This window comes from Cellulosimicrobium sp. CpK407 (assembly GCF_051844275.1).
In the GTDB taxonomy this organism is placed as follows: Bacteria; Actinomycetota; Actinomycetes; order Actinomycetales; family Cellulomonadaceae; genus Cellulosimicrobium; species Cellulosimicrobium cellulans_G.
Map to the genome: position 1 here is coordinate 1 of NZ_JBGNYC010000028.1, position 18,579 is coordinate 18,579.

Here is an 18,579-nt window from a genome sequence, read left to right on the forward strand (position 1 = left end):
TTGCACTGGAGCCCGCCGTTGATGCAGTGCTCCACGAGGCGCTCCAGCACCTCGGGCTCCCAGCCGTTGATGAAGTCGTAGTGCCACGACTGGTCGGAGCCGCTGACGAGCCGCACGTCGGACATGTCACCGCTCACGGGCCACGCGATCTTGAACTCGATCATCGGGACCGCGATCGGGTGCGTCATGGGGCACTGCCCGTCCACGGGGTACGCCATGTGCGCGCCGTGGCCCATGTGCGCCGAGGCGTCGGGGGACAGGTGCATGCCGTCCCAGCAGCTCGGCGCCTGGTAGCGGATGTTGAGCTCGGTGCCCTCGGGGCAGTACGCCGGGATGTCCCAGCTCTTCGAGATGTCGCCGCACTCCCAGCCCTCGACGGCGCCCGGCGCGGTCCGGAACTCGTCGTACGTCGCCATCATGTCGCCCGCGACGAACCGCAGGCCGGGCGGGAAGGGCTTGACCTTCGTGTAGTCGTCGATCCCCGACTTGTAGTAGATCGTCATGGGGATGTCGGGCTCGATCGGGACGCCGTTCTTCTCGATCGCCGGGAACCAGTAGGACGAGTGGTCCTGCGGGACCGTGCAGGTCGAGTCGGTGTCCTCGAACAGGTCCTCCGGGACCGTGAACGCGTCGGTGACGCGGTTGCCGACGAACGTGTGCAGGTGCGACTTCCCCGGCTGCCCCGGGAAGACGATCGGGTCGTCGGGCAGGAAGTGCGAGAACGAGCAGTTCGCCTGGAACTCGTGGTGCGTGACCTCGTCGTCCCACTCCGGCGGCTCCTCGGGGTCCGGCGCGTCGCCGTCGCCGAACACCTGGAGCTCGTACAGCGAGTAGCCGTACTGCGTGCCTCGCTCCGTCCCGACGACCTGGACGTAGCGTCCCGTCACGTCGACGTCGAACGACTGCACGCCGCCCGTCCCGTCGACGACCGTCGCGACGGTCGTCCAGGACTGTCCGTCCTGCGACACCTGGACCGTGAAGTCCTTGCCGTACGCGGCCTCCCAGTCGAGGACGACGCGGTCGAGGTCGTGCGCCTCGCCGAGGTCGACGCGGAGCCACTGGTCGTCGCTCGGCTGGCTCGCCCAGCGGGTGGACCGGTCGCCGTCGACCGCGAACCGGGGCCCCAGGCCGCCGGACTCGGAGCTCGACGCCGCCGTCAGCGCATCCTGGGAGAGCAGGGTGTCCGGAGCGGCGGCGGCGCTCGTCGTGACGACGACCGAGGCCGACGCGACGAGGACGCCGGTCATCGTCGCGGCGATCCGGCGTCGGCGCGTCCCGGGGCGGCGGATGCCGTGCCGGGGAGGCGATAGCGTGGTGGTGCGTGTCGTGCCGTGCATGCTTCCTCCTTCGAGGTCGTCGCGCGCTGCGGAGCCTCTCGGGCAGGAGCGCGCGACGCTGCGCGGATGATGGGCACGCCCGGCGTCTGTCACCGGGCGCCGTGCCGGGTGGGGGCGGTTGCCGCCGCCCCCACCCGGACGTCTGTGGGGTGTCAGCGCTGGTAGACGCCGAGCTCGAACAGCGAGTAGCCCCACGCGGTGCCGCGCGCGTCGAGCTGGAGCCGCACGTAGCGGCCGGTGCCCGCGACGTCGAGGCTGTCGACCCCGCCGTCGCCGTCGGTCACCGTGCGGACCGTCGTCCAGGACTGCCCGTCGTTCGAGGTCTGGATCCGGTAGGCCTTGCCGAACGCCGTCTCCCAGACGAGCTGGACGTGCTGGAACGCCTGGACGGAGCCGAGGTCGACCGTCAGCCACTCGTCGTCGTTCCAGCTGCTCGCCCAGCGGGTGCCCTGGTCGCCGTCGGTCGCCTGCCCGGGGGACCAGTTGCCGTTCCAGGGGTCGAAGCTCGACGCCGTGGTGGTCTTGCCCTGCGCGATGTTCGTCCCGGCGACCGGCGGTGCCACGACGCGGAACGACCGCGTCTCGACCCCGACGTTCCCCTTGCCGTCCTCGGCCCAGACGTAGAGCTTCCACACGCCGAGCCGCGAGGGCGCGGTGACCGAGAACTTCCCCTGGCCCTTGTTCGTGAGCTCGGTCCAGGCGAGGCCGCCCGCGCCGTCGACGTACTTGCTGTTGAAGAACGCGACGTAGTTGATCGGGTCGCCGTCGGGGTCGGTCGCGGCGAGGTCGACGTCCAGCGTCGCGCCGGCGGTCACGGCCGTCGAGCCCGGGATCGCCATGCCGGTGATGCGCGGGGCCGTGTTCACGCCCGTGAGGTCGACGCCCCACGTCTTGGCGATCGCGTGGTAGCCGAGGCGCTTGTTGTTGCCGGGCGTCACGTTGAACCACACCCCGCCGAAGTCGCCCTCGACGCCGTAGTGGAAGAACGTCGCGCCGAGCGCCTTGCCCTCGTGCTCCATGAGGCACTTCCACGACAGCGGGAGCGCGCGGCTCTTCTCGATGTCGGTGGGCTCGTCCGGGACGCCGTTCGCGTCGTCCGGCACCTCCCACTCGCCGGCCGCGCCGCCCTCGGTGAGCACGTACGGCTTGCCGTAGTCCCCGGCCTCCCACGCGCTCGCGATGCTGCACACGTCGCCGTAGGCGTTGATGGAGAGCAGGTCCAGGTCGGGTGCGTGGTCGCGGATGTACGGCCAGGCGCCGGTCCACGCGTCGGTGTTCGACGTCGGGTGGTTCGGGTCGATCGCGTGGATCGCGACGCTCACCTCGTTGACGAACGACGCGTAGGCGTTGCGGATCTCCTCGAGGTCCGTGCCGGAGTAGCAGTTCTGGAGGCCGAGGATCGCCTCGTTGCCGATGTTCCACATGAGGACGGCCGGGTGGTCCTTGTACTCCTGGACCCAGCGCAGGATGTCGGCCTTGGTGTCGTTCTTGTACGTCGTGTCGGTGCGGTAGTCGATGCAGCCGCCCGACCCCGGGCCGCCGCCGGGCATGAGCCAGAAGCCCGCGATGACGCGGACGTCGTGCTCCGCCGCGGCGTCGAAGATCGCGCGCGAGTCGGCGCCCGTGCCCCAGGTGCGGGTCGTGTTGCCGTTGATGTCGGCGAGGCCCTGCATGCGCGGGCCGGTCTCCTCGGCGCTCGTGCCGCCCCACGTGAACCCGCGCACGGTGTACGGCTGCCCGTCCACCTGGAGGTCCCAGTCGCCGTTGCCGCCGACGACCTTCACGACGCTCGGGCCCGAGTCCTTGACCGGGACCGTCGGGTGGCCGGGGTGCACGTAGTCGGGGAACGGGTCGGTCGGGTCTCCGGGGTCGGTCGGGTCGACCGGCCCCGAGCCGCCCGCCTCGCCGAACACGCGGAACTCGTAGAGCGAGTGGCCGTAGCCGCCCGGGCGGGCGGTCGACAGGACGCGCACGTACCGCCCCTCGCCGTCGACGTCGAGCACGTCGGTGCCGCCGTCGCCCTGGGTCGTGGAGTAGAGCGTGCGCCAGGCGGAGGCGTCGTCGGAGACCTGGACCTGGTAGGCCGACGAGTAGGCGCCCTCCCAGACGAGCTCCACACGGTCGACGCTCGCGTCCTGCTCCAGGTCGACCTGGAGCCACTGGCGGTCGCTCCAGGCGCTGGACCAGCGCGTGCCGAGGTCGCCGTCGACGGCGTTGCCCGCGGCGTACCCGGCCCAGTCGTCCTGGACGGACGACGCGGTGGCGGGCTTGCCCTGGGACAGGAGCACCGGCTCGGCGCTCGCGGTCGTCGCCGGCACGACCAGCGCCGCACCCGCGAAGGCGCCGGAGGCCAGCGTCGCGAGCGCGGCGCGGGCCGCTCGGCGTCTGCGGGGTCGCCCGGGGGCGGTGGGGGATGTGGTGCGCATCGTGTTCGTCTACCTCTCCGTCCGCCCCAGGTCGGCGTCGACCCGGGGCACAGTTCGTCGTCGAGCCGTGCCCCCAGCCGCGGCGCCGCGGCTGAGGTGTGAAGCAGGGAGAGCGCTCTTACCCGAGGCCCGAGTTTTCACCCGCTCGCGGGGGCTGTCAAGCGCTGGACCCTCGCGAGGTGGCGGGAATATCGGCCTAAATACACCAAAAACGGGCGGTAACTCTGACAAACTGGTCAGTAAGAAAACGCCCGGCAGCGCGGAGCGCAGGCAGGTCCGATCGTGCCGGGAAAGCGCTCTTACCCCTGCTATCGTCGGGAGCGTGAGCGAGGACGTGCAGCACCGGGCGCCGACGCTCGACGACGTCGCCCGGGTGGCCGGCGTGTCGCGCGCGACGGTCTCGCGCGTCGTCAACGGCAAGCGCAAGGTCGCGCCCGCCGTCCAGGAGGTCGTCCTGGAGGCCGTGGCGACCACGGGCTACGTGCCCAACCGGGCCGCGCGCTCGCTCGTCACGCGCCGCACCGGGACGGTCGCCGTCGTCGTCTCCGGCGCCGAGCCGGGCCCCGACGACGGCCCGCATCTCCCGCGCCTGCTCGCCGACCCGTTCTTCGGCCGCGTCGTGGGGTCGTTCGTGCGGTCGCTGCGGCCGCACGACGTCCACCCCGTGCTCATGCTCGCCGACGGCGACGAGGCGAGGCGGCAGGTCGTGTCCTACCTGCGGTTCGGCAACGCCGACGGCGCGCTCCTGGTCTCCACCCACGCCGACGACCCGCTCCCCGAGCAGCTCCTGGCCACGGGCAGACCCGTGGTGCTCTTCGCCCGGCCCCCGCGGCCCCTCCCGGTGAGCTACGTCGACGTCGCGAACACCGACGGCGCTCGCCTCGCCGCGCACCACCTGCTCGACCGCGGGTGCCGGACCGTCGGGGTGGTGTCCGGCCCGCTCGACGTGCTCGCCGCCCGGGACCGTCTCGACGGCTTCCGCGACGCCATGGCCCGCCGGGGCCACGCGTACGTGCCGAGCGTCGAGGGCAACTTCACGGTCGAGAGCGGCGAGGCCGCGATGCTCGAGCTGTTGCGCACCGCGCCCGGGATCGACGGCGTCTTCGTCTCGAACGACGTCATGGCGCAGGGGGCGATCCACGCGCTGCGCGAGCAGGGTCGCCGGGTGCCCGACGACGTCGCCGTCGTGGGGTTCGACGACAGCCCCGCCGGCACGCTCACGCGGCCGGCCCTCACGACCGTGCGCCAGCCCGTGGAGGAGATGGCGGCCGAGATGGCGCGACTCCTTCTGGAGCAGGTGGAGAACGGCGAGCCGCGGGTCACGTCGCGGATCTTCGACCCCGTGCTCGTCGTGCGCGACTCAGCCTAGCTCTCTGGGCGCGGGGAGGCAGAATGGCTCCATGCCTCTCGCCCCGCGCTACGTCGCCGCCGACGACCGATACGACACCATGACCTACCGCCGGACGGGGCGCAGCGGCCTCGACCTCCCCGCGATCTCGCTGGGTCTGTGGCACAACTTCGGAGACGTGAACCCGTTCGAGACGCAGCGCGCCGTGCTGCGCCGCGCCTTCGACCTCGGGATCACGCACTTCGACCTCGCCAACAACTACGGCCCGCCCTACGGCTCCGCGGAGGAGAACTTCGGCCGCCACCTCGCCCAGGACCTCGGCGCGTACCGCGACGAGCTCGTCATCTCCTCCAAGGCCGGGTACGACATGTGGCCCGGGCCGTACGGCGACGGCGGCTCGCGCAAGTACCTCCTGTCCTCGCTCGACCAGTCGCTGACGCGCATGGGCCTCGACTACGTCGACGTCTTCTACCACCACCGCCCGGACCCGAGCACGCCGCTCGAGGAGTCCATGCGGGCGCTGCACGACGCCGTCCAGCAGGGCAAGGCGCTCTACGTCGGCGTCTCGAACTACTCGCCGTCCCGCACGCGCGAGGCCGCCGCGATCCTCGCCGACCTCGGCACTCCGCTGCTCATCCACCAGCCCAGCTACTCGATGCTCAACCGCCACGTCGAGGACCCGGCGCACGAGGACCGGTACGACGGCGTCCAGAGCGAGTCGCTGCTCGACGTCGTAGGTGACCTCGGCGTCGGCACCATCGTGTTCTCGCCGCTCCAGCAGGGCCTGCTCACCGACCGCTACCTCTCCGGCTCCGCGCCCGAGGGATCGCGCGCCGCCCGCCCCGACTCGCCGTTCCTGTCCGAGCAGAACCTCGACGAGGCGTACCTCGAGAAGGCTCGCGCGCTGAACGAGATCGCCGCCGGCCGCGACCAGACCCTCGCCCAGCTCGCCCTCGCCTGGGTGCTCCGCGACGACCGCGTCACGTCCGCGCTCATCGGCGCGAGCAGCGTCCGCCAGCTCGAGAACAACGTCGCCGCGCTCGCGGCACCCCCGCTCACCCCCGACGAGACGGACGCCATCGAGTCCGCCCTCGCGAGGTAGAACCGAACCGCCGGTCGCGAGGTAGAGCTCGCGGGGCTCTACCTCGGGTCCGGAGGTTCTACCTCGCGACCATGGGCGGGGTGCGGGTCGGCAGACGACGACGCCGCGGCGGCGCGCTCCAGGAGGAGCTGGCGCTCGTGGCGGGTCGGGGCGAGGGCGGCGGCGCGTTCGAGGACGTCCGCGGCCTCGGCGTGCCGTCCCAGCCGGGTGAGCAGGTCGCCGCGCACGGCGCCGTAGAGGTGGTGGCGGGCGAGGCGCGGGTCGTCCGCGACGGCGTCGAGCACGACGAGCGCGGCGTCGGGACCGTCCGCGTAGCCGACGGCGACGGCGCGGTTGAGCTCGACGACGGGGGAGGGCGCGACGGAGGCGAGCGCGTCGTAGAGGGCGACGATCGCCTCCCAGTCGGTGTCCGCCCAGGCCGTGGCCCGTGCGTGGCACGCGGCGATCGCGGCCTGGAGGGAGTAGGGACCGAGCGGCTTCCCGGCGCGCGTGCCCAGCGCGAGCGCGCGGTCGAGCGCGGCGAGGCCGTGGCGGACGAGGAGGCGGTCCCAGCGTGCGCGGTCCTGGTCCTGGAGCAGCACGGGCTCGCCGTCGGGCCCGGTGCGCGCGGCGAAGCGTGACGCCTGGAGCTCCATGAGCGCGACGAGCCCGTGCACCTCCGGCTCGCCCGGGAGCAGCCCGGCGAGCACCCGCCCGAGCCGCATCGCGTCGTCGGCGAGCTCGCGCCGTACCCACGCGTCGCCCGACGTGGCGGCGTACCCCTCGGTGAAGACGAGGTACACGACCTCGAGCACGGCGGGCACGCGGGCGGCGAGCTCGTCGGCCTGCGGGACGTCGAACGGGACGTTCGCCTCGGCGAGCGTCCGCTTCGCGCGCGAGACGCGCTGCCCGACCGTCGCGGAGGGGACGAGGAACGCGCGCGCGATCTCGTCCGTCGTCAGTCCTCCCACGAGGCGCAGGGTGAGCGCGACGCGGGAGTCGCGCGGGAGCACGGGGTGACAGGCGACGAGCACGAGCGCGAGCAGGTCGTCGCCCACGGGGTCCTCGACGATCGCGTCGGGGGCCGGGACCGACCCCACGAGGACCGCGCCGCCGTCGCCCGGGTGCGCGACCGCCGTCGTCCCTCCGCCGGACCGCGCACCGGGCGCGGCGAGGTCCGCCGCGAGCCGCGCGTACTTCTCGTCGCGCGTGCGCTCGCGGCGGACCAGGTCGACGGCGCGGCGGCGCGCCACGGTCGTCAGCCACGCGCCGGGGTTGTCCGGGACGCCCTGCTCGGGCCACTGCTCGAGCGCGGCGACGAACGCCTCCTGGGCGACCTCCTCGGCGAGGCCGACGTCGCGCAAGGTCCGCGCGAGGCCCGCGACGAGCCGCGGCGACTCGATGCGCCACACGGCCTCGACGGTGCGGGAGAGGTCGGTCATCGTCGTACCCCTGTCATACCCCTGCCCGGAGCAGGGGCTCAGGAGCCCTGCTGCGCGCGGATCTGCTCGGCGAGGCGCTCGTCCTTCGCGCGCTGCTCGGGCGTGTACTCGGCGCCGAAGTCCTCGACCTCGAAGATCGGCCGGATCTCGAGGACCTCCTCCAGGCCCATGCTCGGGTCGCTGGGGCACTTGCGGGCCCACTCGACGGCCTCCTCGAGCGAGGAGACCTGCCAGATCCAGTACCCGGCGACGATCTCCTTGGACTCGGTGAACGGCCCGTCGACGACGGACGTCTCGCCGCCGCGGAACACGACGCGCGCGGCCTTGGCCGTGGGCTGCAGTCCCTGGCCGTCGAGCATGATGCCCGCCTTGACGAGCTCCTCGTTGTACGCGCCCATCTGGGCGAGCATCTCCTGGGTGGGGGCGATCTTGTCCTCGTCGGCCCCGTTGCCCGTGATCATGACCATGACGCGCATGACGTTCCTCCTCGGTGAGTGCCTCCTCGACCCTAGTGTCGTGAAGGCGCGTTCACCCTGACGTCGGACGGCGCCCCCGGGTTTTCGACACGCGTCGCCGACGAGTTTCGCCGAGGCGTCAGCGGAAGCGCTGGACGGCGAGCGGCGCGGCCTCCGCGAGGCCCCGCACGGCCGGGTGGTCGGCGCCCGGCGCGGTCCCGGCGAAGACGTCGCGCAGCGCGCCGGAGGCGACGAAGGTCCCGTCGGCGAGCACGTGCACGGTGGGGCACATCCGCTCGACGAGCTCGAGGTCGTGCGAGACGAGCAGCACCGCGGTGCCGAGCTCGGCCGTCGCGGCGCCGAGGCGACGCACGACGTCGCCGCGCATGGCCGGGTCGACGGCGGTGAGCGGCTCGTCGAGCAGGAGGGCGCGCGGGCGCGTGGCGAGCGCGACGGCGAGCGCGACGCGCTGCTTCTCGCCGCCGGAGAGCGAGTGGATCGTGCGCGGGGCGTACCGCGGCTCGAGCGCGACGTCGCCGAGCAGGTCCTCGACGGAGCGGCCGCTCGGGCGCCCGGCCCTGCGGGCGTCCTTGAGCGCGGCGGACAGCGTGCGGTCGACGGTCCAGCGCGGGTCGATCCCGATCCCGGCGAGGCCGTCCTGCGAGACGCGCCGCACGTCGGCGGTGAACTGCTTCTTGTCCCGGCGCGAGAGCTTGGTGACGGTGCGGCCGGCGTACGTGACGTGGCCCGCGGTCGGGCGCACGAGCCCGACGAGCGCCCGCACGACCGTGGACTTGCCGGCGCCCGACTCGCCGACGATCCCGACCGGCGGGGTGCCCGGGACGACGTCGAGGTCGATGCCGTGCACGACGTCGGGCCCTCCGTAGCCGGCCGCGAGGCCGGTGGCGCGCAGGATCGGGGTGGTCGTCGTGCTCATGGGTCACCTTCTGGTCGTCGGGGCCGGGCGGGCGGTCCGGGGCCCCGCTCGTCCGACGAACGACGCTACCGCGGAGTTCCGTGGCGTCGCTCACGGTGCCCGTCGCCGCCCCGGCGGCCCCGCGACGCGGCGCACGGTTCGGGCCCGGAGCCCGGGGCGCGGTAGCCTGGGGCACTCGACCAGGATCCTCGAGCCCAGGTGGTCCGTCGACCCGCACCGCGGCACCCCTGCCGGTGTGCGGCGACCCGGACGGAGGACCACGTGACCAGGACGGTCGACGAGCCGGAGCTGCTGGCGCCCGGCGAGGCGGTGGACCTCGACAACTGCGCACGCGAGCCCATCCACGTGCCCGGCATGGTCCAGCCCCGCGGCGTGCTGCTCGTCGTGCGCGAGCACGACGGCGTGCTGCTCCAGGCGTCGGCGAACGTCGCGCGGCACCTGGGCGTCCCGGCCGAGGAGCTGGTCGGCCGACCGCTCGCCGACGCGCTGGGCACGGAACCGGCACGCCGGGTGCTCGACCACGCCGCGAACGTCGGCGACCTCGCGACGCGCAACCCCGTGACGCTGGACCTCGACCGCTGGGACGGGGCGCCCGTCGCCGTGGACGCCGTGCTCCACCGGCCCCCGCTGCCCGTGGACGCGGCCGAGACCGAGCCGGTGCTCGTCGTCGAGCTCGAGACGGCCGCGGGCGCGCGCCCCCTCACGTTCCCGAACACCTACCTCGCCGTGCGGCACGCGCTGCGGGACCTGGAGCGTGCCGCGACCCTCGACGAGCTGTACGACGACGCGGCCCGGCACGTGCGCGAGCTCACGGGGTTCGACCGCGTGATGATCTACCGCTTCGACGCCGCGTACAACGGCGAGGTGGTGGCCGAGGCGCGCCGCGAGGACCTCAATGCGTTCCTCGGGCTGCACTACCCGGCGTCGGACATCCCGCCGCAGGCCCGGGCGCTGTACGAGAAGAACTGGATCCGGCTCATCGCGGACGTGGACTACGCGCCCCAGCCGATCGTGCCGGCGCTCCTGCCGACCACGGGCGCGCCGCTCGACCTCACGTACTCCACGCTGCGCAGCGTCTCGCCGATCCACCTCGAGTACCTGCGCAACATGGGCGTGCGCGCGTCGATGTCGATCTCGCTCCTGCGGGAGGGCCGGCTGTGGGGGCTCATCGCGTGCCACCACTACGCCGGACCGCACGAGCCGCCGTACGAGGTGCGCACGGCTGCCGAGTTCCTCGGGTCGGCGCTCTCGGTCCGGCTCGTCGCGCAGGCCGAGGACGAGCGCGAGGCCGAGGTGCGGCGCGCGGAGGGCGTCCTCGCCCACCTCGCCGCCGACAGCCGCGACGAGAGCGTCCCGATCGGCACCGCGCTGACCCGCTCGGGCTGGCTGCGGCGCCTCGTCCGGGCCGACGGTGCGGTCGTCGTCGCGGAGGGCGGCCTCATCAAGGTCGGCAGCACGCCCGACGAGGACGGGTGCCGCGCGCTCGTCGCCTGGGTGCTCGGCCACGGCGAGGACCTCGTCGCGACCGAGGCGCTGGGCCGCGACGCGCCGGACGTCGCGGCGCTCGCGCCCGACGTCGCGGGAGTGATGGGCATCGTGCTCCCCGAGGGGCAGGTCGTCGTGTGGGTGCGCGACGAGGTGCTGCGGCACGTCGACTGGGGCGGCGACCCGTACAACAAGGCGATCGCGCAACGCGAGGGCGCGACGGTCCGGCTGAGCCCGCGCAAGTCCTTCGAGCGCTGGCGCGAGGTCGTGCGCGGCCACAGCGCGCCGTGGACGGCGGACCAGACCGACGTCGCGACGTCGCTGCGGGGCCACCTGGTGGAGGCGCTGTACCTGCGCGGACGCAAGGCCGTGCGCGCGACGGAGGAGCTGCAGCGCAGCCTCCTGCCGGCGCTGCTCCCGGACGTCCCGGGCTGGACGCTCCAGTCGCGCTACGAGTCCGCCGGCACCGGCCTGGTCGGCGGCGACTGGTACGACGCCCTCGTGCTCCCGTCGGGCCGCCTCGCGCTCGTCGTCGGCGACGTCACGGGCCACGGTCTCCAGGCCGCCGCGACGATGGGCCAGCTCGGCACGACGCTGCGCGCCGCGCTCGTGAGCTCGGGTTCGGCGGTCGAGGCCGTGGCACGGCTGGGCGAGGTCGCCCGCTGGACCCTGCCGGGCGAGGTCGCGACGCTCGCGGTCGCCCTCCTGGACCCGGCGAGCGGCGTCGTCGAGCACGTGTCCGTGGGGCACCCGCCCCTGCTCGTCGTCGGGCCGGACGGCACGACGACGTGGGCCGAGCGCGCGAGCGTCCCCCCGCTGGGGATCGTCGACCGCGTCCCGACCGCGCACGTGCTCCAGGTCCCGCGCGGGGGAGCGCTCGTGCTCTACAGCGACGGGCTGGTCGAGCGTCGCGGCGAGTCGATCCGGGACGGCCTCGACCGGCTCGCGGCGGTCTTCGCGGCGGGCCCGGACGCGGACGTGGACGGCATCGTCACGGCGGCGCGCGACCCGCGCTCCGCGGACGACGCGACGCTGCTCCTCGTGCGCCGCGACGCCTGAGCGCGTCGCGGCGGGTCGACGGGCAGCCGACAGCGGTCAGCCGACGGGGAGGAGCGCGCTGCGCACCGAGGCGCCGCCGCGGAAGACCGGGACGTCGAACCGCGCCCACACGTGCTTCTCGCCGGTACCGGCCCGGAACCAGCCGACGGCCGTCGACGCCCGCTGCGCGAGCACGAGGCCGAACCCGCCCGCGCCCGGTGAGCGCCGCCCGGCCACGACCGGCGCCGCCGGAGAGTGGTCCACGACGTCCACGACGAGCTCGCGCCCGTCGCTGAGCAGACGGACGCGCGTGGGCGGCAGGCCGTGCCGCAGGGCGTTGGTGGCGAGCTCGCTCGCCACGAGGACGACGCGCTCCGGCGTCGCCTCGAGCGCGCGGTCCGGCGGGAGCGGCCCGCCGGTGAGCAGGCGGTGCAGGCCCTCGCGCAGCGTCGCGAGGTCGCCCAGTCCGCGCAGCGGCCAGGACCCGATCTCGACGAAGCCGACCGGGACGGCGGCGTGCTCGACGCTCACGCGCCGTCCTCGCCGGTGCTGTCGTCCGCGATCTCGAAGAGGTCGACCACTCCGCTGAGCTCCAGCAGGTCCCGGACGCGGCGCGGGACGCGCTCCAGCACGGGCGACCCCGACCCGGCGGTGGCGGCGTGGTAGAGCAGGCGCAGGCCGCCCGAGTCCATGAAGGTCACGTCACCGAGGTCGACGTGGATGCGATCGTCCGCCGACTGCGCGAGCCGCAGCAGCTCGTCCTCGCGGCGGGCCTGGACCGCGGCGTCGATCTCGCCTCGCATGGTCCAGCGCGTGCCGCCGCTCGTCGTCATGACGTCGCCGCTCGTCGTCGGGGTCACCGTGGTGTGCTCCTCCTCGTCCCGGCACGGTGCCGGGCACCCGGGACACGGTACGCGGACCTGCCGACGCTCGCTCTGCGATCCGGCGCGTGGCGCCGACCTTTCCGGATCCGGTCCGTGCGTCGTCGCACGTCCCGGCCCGCGGGACGGCGACGGGCCCGGTCGACGTCGCGGGGACGTCGACCGGGCCCGCACGGTGGGCCGGACCTCTCAGCAGGTGCGCGCGTCGAACGCGACCTCGAGCGGCGCATACCCGTCGACCGTCACGACGGCCGTCCCGGCGGGGACGGACGCGGCGCGCGACGCGAACGACTGGTACGCGTTCGTGCCCGGGGCGACTCCCGCGAACGTCCGCGTGCCGTACGGCGTCGCGAGCGTCACGTCGAGCGGCGCGTCGCCGTCGTTCGTGGCGCGGACCGCGACGTAGACCTTCCCGGCCAGGCACCGCGTCTCGGCGACGGCGGTGACCGGGGCGCTGCCCGCGTCGGCGGTCCAGCGCAGGGCGTACGCCTGCTCCGTGCCGTCCTCGGCGGTGACGCGCACGGTCGTCGTGCCGGGGACGGCGTCGGCGGCCTCGACCGCGACCGTCGCCCAGGGGTCGTGCGCGACCGCCGCGACGGCGGGCACCCCGCCCGCGACGGGCACGTCGTACGCCGTCACCGCGGGGTCGAACCCGGCGAGGGGCTCGCCGTCCACCGTGATGCCCGACGCCGCGGCGTCGGTCCCCGTGCCGGGCACCTTGGCGAGCACCTCGATCTCGGAGACGACCAGGTGGGTGTTCGCCCGTGCCGTGAGGACGACGCGCACGGACGACGTCCGCACGTCCGCGGGGACCTCGACCGCGGGCGCGGGGCCGTCGGGCGAGGCGTCCACGGTGACGGGCGCGCCGACGTCGGTCCACGTGCCGCCCACGAGGGCCTGGAGCCGGACGGACTGCGCCCAGCTCGCGCTGGACCCGTCCTTCCAGAACCGCGTCACGACGCCCGTGACGTCCCGGTCGGCGGGGAGCGTGACCGTGAGCGTGTCGGACGTCCGCTTGGTGCCCGACACCCAGTTCGACCACGCCTTGTCGGTGAGGTTGCCGTTCACGACGCCGCCGACGGAGTAGCCCGGCTCGGTGAACGTCGCGCTCGCGGTCGTGCCCGCGGCGAGCGCGCCGTTGGCGGACGCCGCCTCGGTCACCTGGACGCGGACGGTGGCCGGGAGCGTGGCGCCCGCCCCGGCGTCGGCCGTGCCGGAGAGCTCGACGACCCCGACGGCGTCGTACGCGTCCGCGGGGGCGTCGTCCCAGACCACCGGGCGCGGCACCTCGGCCCCGCCCGCCGCCACCGCGGTGACGGTCGCCGGGAGCGTCGGCGTGCCGCCCGCGTACGCCTTGGCGCGCGCGGGGAGCGTGGAGGTGAGCTCGTCGACGACGACGGTCGCCGTCGCGGCGACCTCGCCGCCGGTCGGCGTGGCCACGGTGCCCGTCACCTCGACGGTGCCGGGCTCGGCCCACGCGTCGTCGTCCGGCACGTCCCACGTCACGGGGAGCGCGCCGCGCGCCCCGTCGCGGTAGACGGGCGTGACGGTCGCGGGAAGCTCGGGCGCGGTGCCCGGCGTCGTGAACGCCTCGACCGGCTCGGTACCCAGGACCGTCTCGTCGACGATCCTCCAGCGCTGGTTGACGCCGGAGTTCGCGAGGTACGTACCCACGGGCGACCCGTCGGCCGTCGCCTGGCCGCCGACCTCGAGGAGGGTCTTCGAGGACGCGTTGACGAGCGTGTAGGTGCCGTCCCCGGTCGTCGAGAGGATCCACTGCGCGGCGAGCGGGGTGTCCGCGACGTCGGCGGGGGCGTCCTGGAGGACGGCGGACGTGTCGGCCGCGACCGCGAGCTGACGGCCCGTGGCCGCGTTCGTCACCGCGTAGCGCGTGCGGTGCGTCCCGGAGCCCTCGGGGGCGCCGAGCGCCGTGAGCTCCCACGCCTGCTCCGCGACCGGCGCGTCGGTGCGGATCACGACGCCCGCGCCCGACGCCGACGGCGCGAGCGAGCGGTCCGCCTGCACGCCGTCGATGCGGTACGCGTGGCCGTCCTGGATGAGCGCGGCGTCGTCCGCGACGCCGGAGACGCCGTCGACGACGAACGTCGTCACGGACTCGGCCGGCACGACGAGCGTCGCGCTCGGACCGTCCGCACCCGTCTCGACGGCCACCGGCTCGCCCTCGACGAGGTAGCCGGCCGTGCTCGTGACCACGGGGGTGACGGTCGCATCGGACCCGACCGCACCGAACTTCGACAGGTCGAGCGTCACGGCGCGCTCGGCCTTCGTGGCGTTCACGTGCACGACCGTCGCGGACGTGCCGTCGGCCGACACCGCGGCCGTGCTGCTCGCGTCGTCCGAGCGGATCAGCGAGTCGCCCGGCTCGATGTAGTGCGTGAAGTTCTGGGTCGCCCAGTACTTCGTGTTCGTGTAGATCGGGCACGTCTCGAGCGTGTCCTCGGCCGTGCAGTCGAACGGGATCTGGATCTCGCCCCAGTTCATGCCGTTCGCGCTCTCGCCGCCCGGCGCCATGTTGGCGTAGTCCTCGACCGGCTGCCAGAACACCCACGCGCTCGGCTCGAGCTCGCGCAGGTCGTCGACGATGTGCTGCGCGCTGCCGAGGCCGGACTCCATGGTCTCGAAGTCCTGGCCCGTCGAGCTCCAGTTCCCGCCGACCTCGCTCATCCACAGCGGCTTGTCCTCGCCCTTGGCGATGTCACGGACCGTCGTGCGCTGGCCCGTGCCGTAGGTGTGGACGTTGAGCTGCGACACCTGGTCGCGGACCGACTGCGGGTACGCGTTCCAGTTGGTCGCGAACGTGCCGGGGTTCGTCTCGTCCATCGCCGAGATGACGGCGTCGGTCGAGGAGCCCTCGAGCGCCGCGGCGAGCGCCGGGACGACCTTCGCCTGGAGCGCGGGGCTCATGTGGGCGCCCTCCTGGCGGCCCCCGGTCGGGTTGCCGTCGCTGCCGAGCTGGGTGCCCCAGTAGTTCGTGTTGGGCTCGTTGAACGGGTCGATCGTGTCGACCTCGATGCCGTGCGCGTCCTCGAGGCGCTCGGTCACGCCGACCAGGTACGCCGCGAAGTCGTCGATGCTCTCCGTCTTGAGCTGGTCCGCGGTCGAGCTGAACCCGCCCGAGACGTACCCGCTCACGGTCATGAACCACGGCGGGGAGTTGCTGAACGTCTCCCAGTGCGTGACGTCGTCCTTGATGCGGTCGACCCACCAGCGCTGCGTCGCGTCGGCGTCCTCGTCCCAGTGGTCCGGGTTCTCGGGGTCCCACCAGTCCACGTCGGTGCGCGTCGTGCCCTCCGGCGCCTTCCACCAGCCGTCGACGGCGCCGCCCGCGCGCAGGTAGTCCGGTACGTCGGGAGCGTTCCCGCCGCCGACGTTGTAGCGCGCGATGTTGAGGTTGAGGCCCTCGTCGCCGAACACCATGTCCGCGAGCTTCTCGCGGATCTCGTCCGGGTAGCCGCCCGTGGCGTTGGCGAACCACACGAGGCTCGTGCCCCAGCCCTCGAACGGCGCGCCCGCGTACGACGGGTCGGGCGTGACGGTGACGCCCGCGACGTCGGCCGCGGCCGCCGTCGTACCCGTCGCGGCGACCGCGCCCAGGGGCGAGGCCTGCGCTGGCAGGGCCGCGAGCGCGCAGCCCGCGACGAGCGCACCGGCGCCGAGGCCCGCGACGACGCGGGCCCCCGTCCGGCGGGCGGCCGGGCCCCCCGGGCCCGTGCGGCGAGGACCGGGTGGTCCGCCCCGCGTGGTCGTGTCGGTCTCGGTCGGGCTCATCCCTGAGCCACCTCCTTCGCGTCGCTGCGAACCGGTTGCTGCACCGGGTGCGGGTCGGTCCCGCGGGGTCTGTTCTGCCGAGGTGGAGCCCCGGTCGGCGAGGTAGAGGCGTGGTCATGACCACGCCTCTACCTCGGCCTACCAGGCCTCTACCTCGCGCTACCGGGGCTCTACCTCGGCGGGGTCGGCTCGGCCGGGCGGCGGACGACGGCGACGCCGCGCGGCTCGAGCAGGATCGCTCCGGTCTCCGGGGAGCCAGTGCCCGACGGCGCGAGGCGGCGGCCTGCGAGGACGTCGCCCGCGACGTCGGGCACCTCGACCGGGCGCGCCGTGCGGTTGACGAGGAACCAGAAGTCGTCGGTGCCGTCCGTCCGCACCGCGAGCTCGACGTCGCCGCGGACGGCGGCGGGCAGCTCGCTGCGCACGCCCGCGTCGTCGAGCAGGCGCGCGAGCACGGGGACGAGGCCGAGGCGCCCGAACCGCGTGGAGACGTACGCGGCGGAGCCCGCGCCGTCCCCGGACCGGACCGTCCGCCGCGTCACCGCGGCGCGGCCCGCCTGCTCGCCGGTCTTGTACCAGCCCAGCACCTCGACGTCGGGGTCGACGACGTCCACCGGCTCGGTCCACAGGGTGCCCTCGAGCTGCTCGCCCGCGAGCTCGACCGTCGCGCTCTCGCCGTCCAGCAGCGGGGCGAACTCCTCGACGCGGACGCCGAGCAGGTCGCGCAGCGCGCCCGGGTAGCCGCCGAGCCACGCGTGGTCGTCCTGGTCGACGACGCCCGAGAAGTACGTGGTGACGAGGTGGCCCCCGCCCTCGACGAACGCCGTGAGGCGGTCCCGGAGGTCGACGGGGACCACGTGCAGCACGGGCGCCACGACGACGTCGTACGTCGCGAGGTCCGTCGCCGTGGGCACCACGTCCGCCCGCACGCCGAGCGCGAGGAACGCCGAGTACCAGTCGAGCGCCTCCTGCCGGTAGCGCAGCCGGTCGGTGGGGTGGGAGTCGAGCTCGCTCGCCCACCACGAGTCCCAGTCGAAGACGATCGCGGCCCGCGCGGGCTTCTGCTCGCTGCCCGCGACGGGTGCGAGGTCGCGCAGGGTCGCACCGAGCGCGACGACGTCGCGGAACAGACGTGAGCGCTCACCTGCGTGCGGGAGCATGCCCGAGTGGTACTTCTCGGCGCCCGCCGCGGACTGGCGCCACTGGAAGTAGCAGACCGCGTCGGCGCCGTGCGCGACGTGGGTGAGCGAGTCTCGCGCGAGCTCGCCCGGCTTCTTCGCGACGTTGACGGGCTGCCAGTTGACCGCGCTCGTCGAGTGCTCCATGAGGAACCACGGGCGGTGCCGGGCGATGCCGCCCGTGAGGTTCGCGGAGAACGAGAGCTCGTCGAGGGCCTGCGGCCCGGGGAGCACGTAGTGGTCGTTGGAGACGAAGTCCAGCTCGTCCGCCCAGGCGGCGTAGTCCATGCCCTTCGTCTCGCCCATGACCATGAAGTTCGTCGTCACGGGGACGTCGGGCGTGACGCGGCGCAGGATCGCGGCCTCCGCGCGCAGGTACTGCCGCAGCGCGTCCGACGAGAACCGCTTGAAGTCGAGCTGCTGCGTCGGGTTCGGGTGCGACGCGGCCAGGCGGGGCGGCAGGATCTGCTCCCACGCGCTGTAGCGCTGGGACCAGAACGCCGTGCCCCACGCGTCGTTGAGCGCGTCGAGGGTCGTGTAGCGCTCGCGCAGCCACGTGCGGAACGCGGCGGCGGCGTCGTCGGAGAAGTCGTCGACGTTGTGGCAGCCCAGCTCGTTGGAGACGTGCCACGCGACGAGCGCCGGGTGCTCCCCGTACCGCTCGGCCATGCGCTCCACGAGGCGCAGCGCGTGCTCGCGGAAGACCGGCGACGTCGGGCGCCACTGCTGCCGGGCGCCCGGCCACAGGGTCTCGCCCGTGCGGGTCTGGGGCAGGATCTCCGGGTGCTTCGTCGTGAGCCAGGGCGGCGGCGAGGCCGTGGCCGTCGCGAGGTCGACGGTGATGCCGTTCGCGTGGAGCAGGTCCATGACCTCGTCGAGCCACGCGAAGTCCCACGTGTGCTCCGTCGGCTGGATCCGCGCCCACGAGAAGATCGCGAGCGAGACCACGGTGACGCCCGCCTCGCGCATGAGGCGCACGTCCTCCGCCCAGACCTCGCGGGGCCACTGGTCCGGGTTGTAGTCCGCGCCGTAGGACAGGCCCGACGGCGCGTACGCGTCGGACGCTCCGACGGCCGCGCCCGGGGGCGTGTGCGGCCCGGGACGGCGCAGCCAGCGGAACGGGGTGGGGGTGGACATGCAGGCTCCTCAGGTGCTCGCAGAGCGGTCGGTGGCGGGTGGGGC

The 18,579-nt window shown here is 74.1% G+C and carries 12 protein-coding genes; 3 read left to right on the forward strand and 9 right to left on the reverse strand.

Translation table 11 applies throughout. The features are described 5' to 3' along the window. Both ABWU78_RS12985 and ABWU78_RS12990 read right to left on the reverse strand, forming a co-directional pair. Nucleotides 1-1,337: DUF1996 domain-containing protein (locus ABWU78_RS12985; protein ID WP_439158636.1), on the reverse strand; the 1,337-nt coding region annotated here is incomplete at its 3' end. A gap of 152 nt (nucleotides 1,338-1,489) precedes the next feature. Then, complete coding sequence (locus ABWU78_RS12990; RefSeq protein WP_439158637.1) at nucleotides 1,490-3,763, reverse strand: discoidin domain-containing protein; 2,274 nt, start codon at nucleotides 3,761-3,763, stop codon at nucleotides 1,490-1,492. A 322-nt stretch (nucleotides 3,764-4,085) separates the two neighbouring features. Here ABWU78_RS12990 and ABWU78_RS12995 point away from each other — a divergent pair, with 322 nt between their 5' ends. Further along, a complete protein-coding gene (locus ABWU78_RS12995; protein WP_439158638.1) occupies nucleotides 4,086-5,132 on the forward strand; it encodes a LacI family DNA-binding transcriptional regulator in 1,047 nt (348 codons plus the stop codon). Nucleotides 5,133-5,163: 31 nt separating this feature from the next. Continuing rightward, a complete protein-coding gene (locus ABWU78_RS13000; RefSeq protein WP_439158639.1) occupies nucleotides 5,164-6,213 on the forward strand; it encodes an aldo/keto reductase in 1,050 nt (349 codons plus the stop codon). 38 nt (nucleotides 6,214-6,251) lie between these two features. Here the strand turns inward: ABWU78_RS13000 and ABWU78_RS13005 are convergent, their stop codons facing one another. The 3 genes from ABWU78_RS13005 to ABWU78_RS13015 all read right to left on the reverse strand — a co-directional run bounded on the left by ABWU78_RS13005 (nucleotide 6,252) and on the right by ABWU78_RS13015 (nucleotide 9,026). Next, nucleotides 6,252-7,634, reverse strand: coding sequence for an RNA polymerase sigma factor (locus tag ABWU78_RS13005; RefSeq protein WP_439158640.1), 1,383 nt, complete (start codon nucleotides 7,632-7,634; stop codon nucleotides 6,252-6,254). 38 nt (nucleotides 7,635-7,672) lie between these two features. Continuing rightward, nucleotides 7,673-8,110, reverse strand: a complete 438-nt coding sequence (locus tag ABWU78_RS13010; protein ID WP_353707699.1) for a YciI family protein — start codon at nucleotides 8,108-8,110, stop codon at nucleotides 7,673-7,675. 118 nt (nucleotides 8,111-8,228) lie between these two features. Continuing rightward, complete coding sequence (locus ABWU78_RS13015) at nucleotides 8,229-9,026, reverse strand: ABC transporter ATP-binding protein (protein ID WP_253054983.1); 798 nt, start codon at nucleotides 9,024-9,026, stop codon at nucleotides 8,229-8,231. 261 nt (nucleotides 9,027-9,287) lie between these two features. Between ABWU78_RS13015 and ABWU78_RS13020 the strand changes: the two genes are divergently transcribed. Next, nucleotides 9,288-11,570 carry a SpoIIE family protein phosphatase gene (locus ABWU78_RS13020; protein ID WP_439158641.1) on the forward strand — a complete coding sequence of 761 codons (2,283 nt, stop codon included), beginning with the start codon at nucleotides 9,288-9,290 and terminating at the stop codon, nucleotides 11,568-11,570. Nucleotides 11,571-11,606: 36 nt separating this feature from the next. Here the strand turns inward: ABWU78_RS13020 and ABWU78_RS13025 are convergent, their stop codons facing one another. The 4 genes from ABWU78_RS13025 to ABWU78_RS13040 form a co-directional block, all read right to left on the reverse strand. Beyond that, nucleotides 11,607-12,080 carry an ATP-binding protein gene (locus tag ABWU78_RS13025; RefSeq protein ID WP_253054985.1) on the reverse strand — a complete coding sequence of 158 codons (474 nt, stop codon included), beginning with the start codon at nucleotides 12,078-12,080 and terminating at the stop codon, nucleotides 11,607-11,609. Beyond that, nucleotides 12,077-12,409, reverse strand: a complete 333-nt coding sequence (locus ABWU78_RS13030; RefSeq protein ID WP_253054986.1) for an STAS domain-containing protein — start codon at nucleotides 12,407-12,409, stop codon at nucleotides 12,077-12,079. The genes ABWU78_RS13025 and ABWU78_RS13030 overlap by 4 nt, the downstream gene beginning before the upstream one ends. 210 nt (nucleotides 12,410-12,619) lie before the next feature. Continuing rightward, on the reverse strand, nucleotides 12,620-16,219 hold the full coding sequence (locus ABWU78_RS13035; protein ID WP_439158642.1) for an Ig-like domain-containing protein: 3,600 nt from the start codon (nucleotides 16,217-16,219) through the stop codon (nucleotides 12,620-12,622). 170 nt (nucleotides 16,220-16,389) lie between these two features. Continuing rightward, the gene (locus ABWU78_RS13040) at nucleotides 16,390-18,534 is read right to left on the reverse strand and encodes a beta-galactosidase (protein ID WP_439158643.1); all 2,145 of its coding nucleotides are present in this window, start codon (nucleotides 18,532-18,534) and stop codon (nucleotides 16,390-16,392) included. Between the last annotated feature and the right edge of the window lie 45 nt (nucleotides 18,535-18,579).

Coding starts and splice junctions, on each gene's coding strand:
- ABWU78_RS13005 (WP_439158640.1), bottom strand. CDS start 7,634: ATGACCGACCTCTCCCGCACCGTCGAGGCCGTGTGGCGCATCGAGTCG.
- ABWU78_RS12990 (WP_439158637.1), bottom strand. CDS start 3,763: ATGCGCACCACATCCCCCACCGCCCCCGGGCGACCCCGCAGACGCCGA.
- ABWU78_RS13015 (WP_253054983.1), bottom strand. CDS start 9,026: ATGAGCACGACGACCACCCCGATCCTGCGCGCCACCGGCCTCGCGGCC.
- ABWU78_RS13035 (WP_439158642.1), bottom strand. CDS start 16,219: ATGAGCCCGACCGAGACCGACACGACCACGCGGGGCGGACCACCCGGT.
- ABWU78_RS13040 (WP_439158643.1), bottom strand. CDS start 18,534: ATGTCCACCCCCACCCCGTTCCGCTGGCTGCGCCGTCCCGGGCCGCAC.
- ABWU78_RS13010 (WP_353707699.1), bottom strand. CDS start 8,110: ATGCGCGTCATGGTCATGATCACGGGCAACGGGGCCGACGAGGACAAG.
- ABWU78_RS13000 (WP_439158639.1), top strand. CDS start 5,164: ATGCCTCTCGCCCCGCGCTACGTCGCCGCCGACGACCGATACGACACC.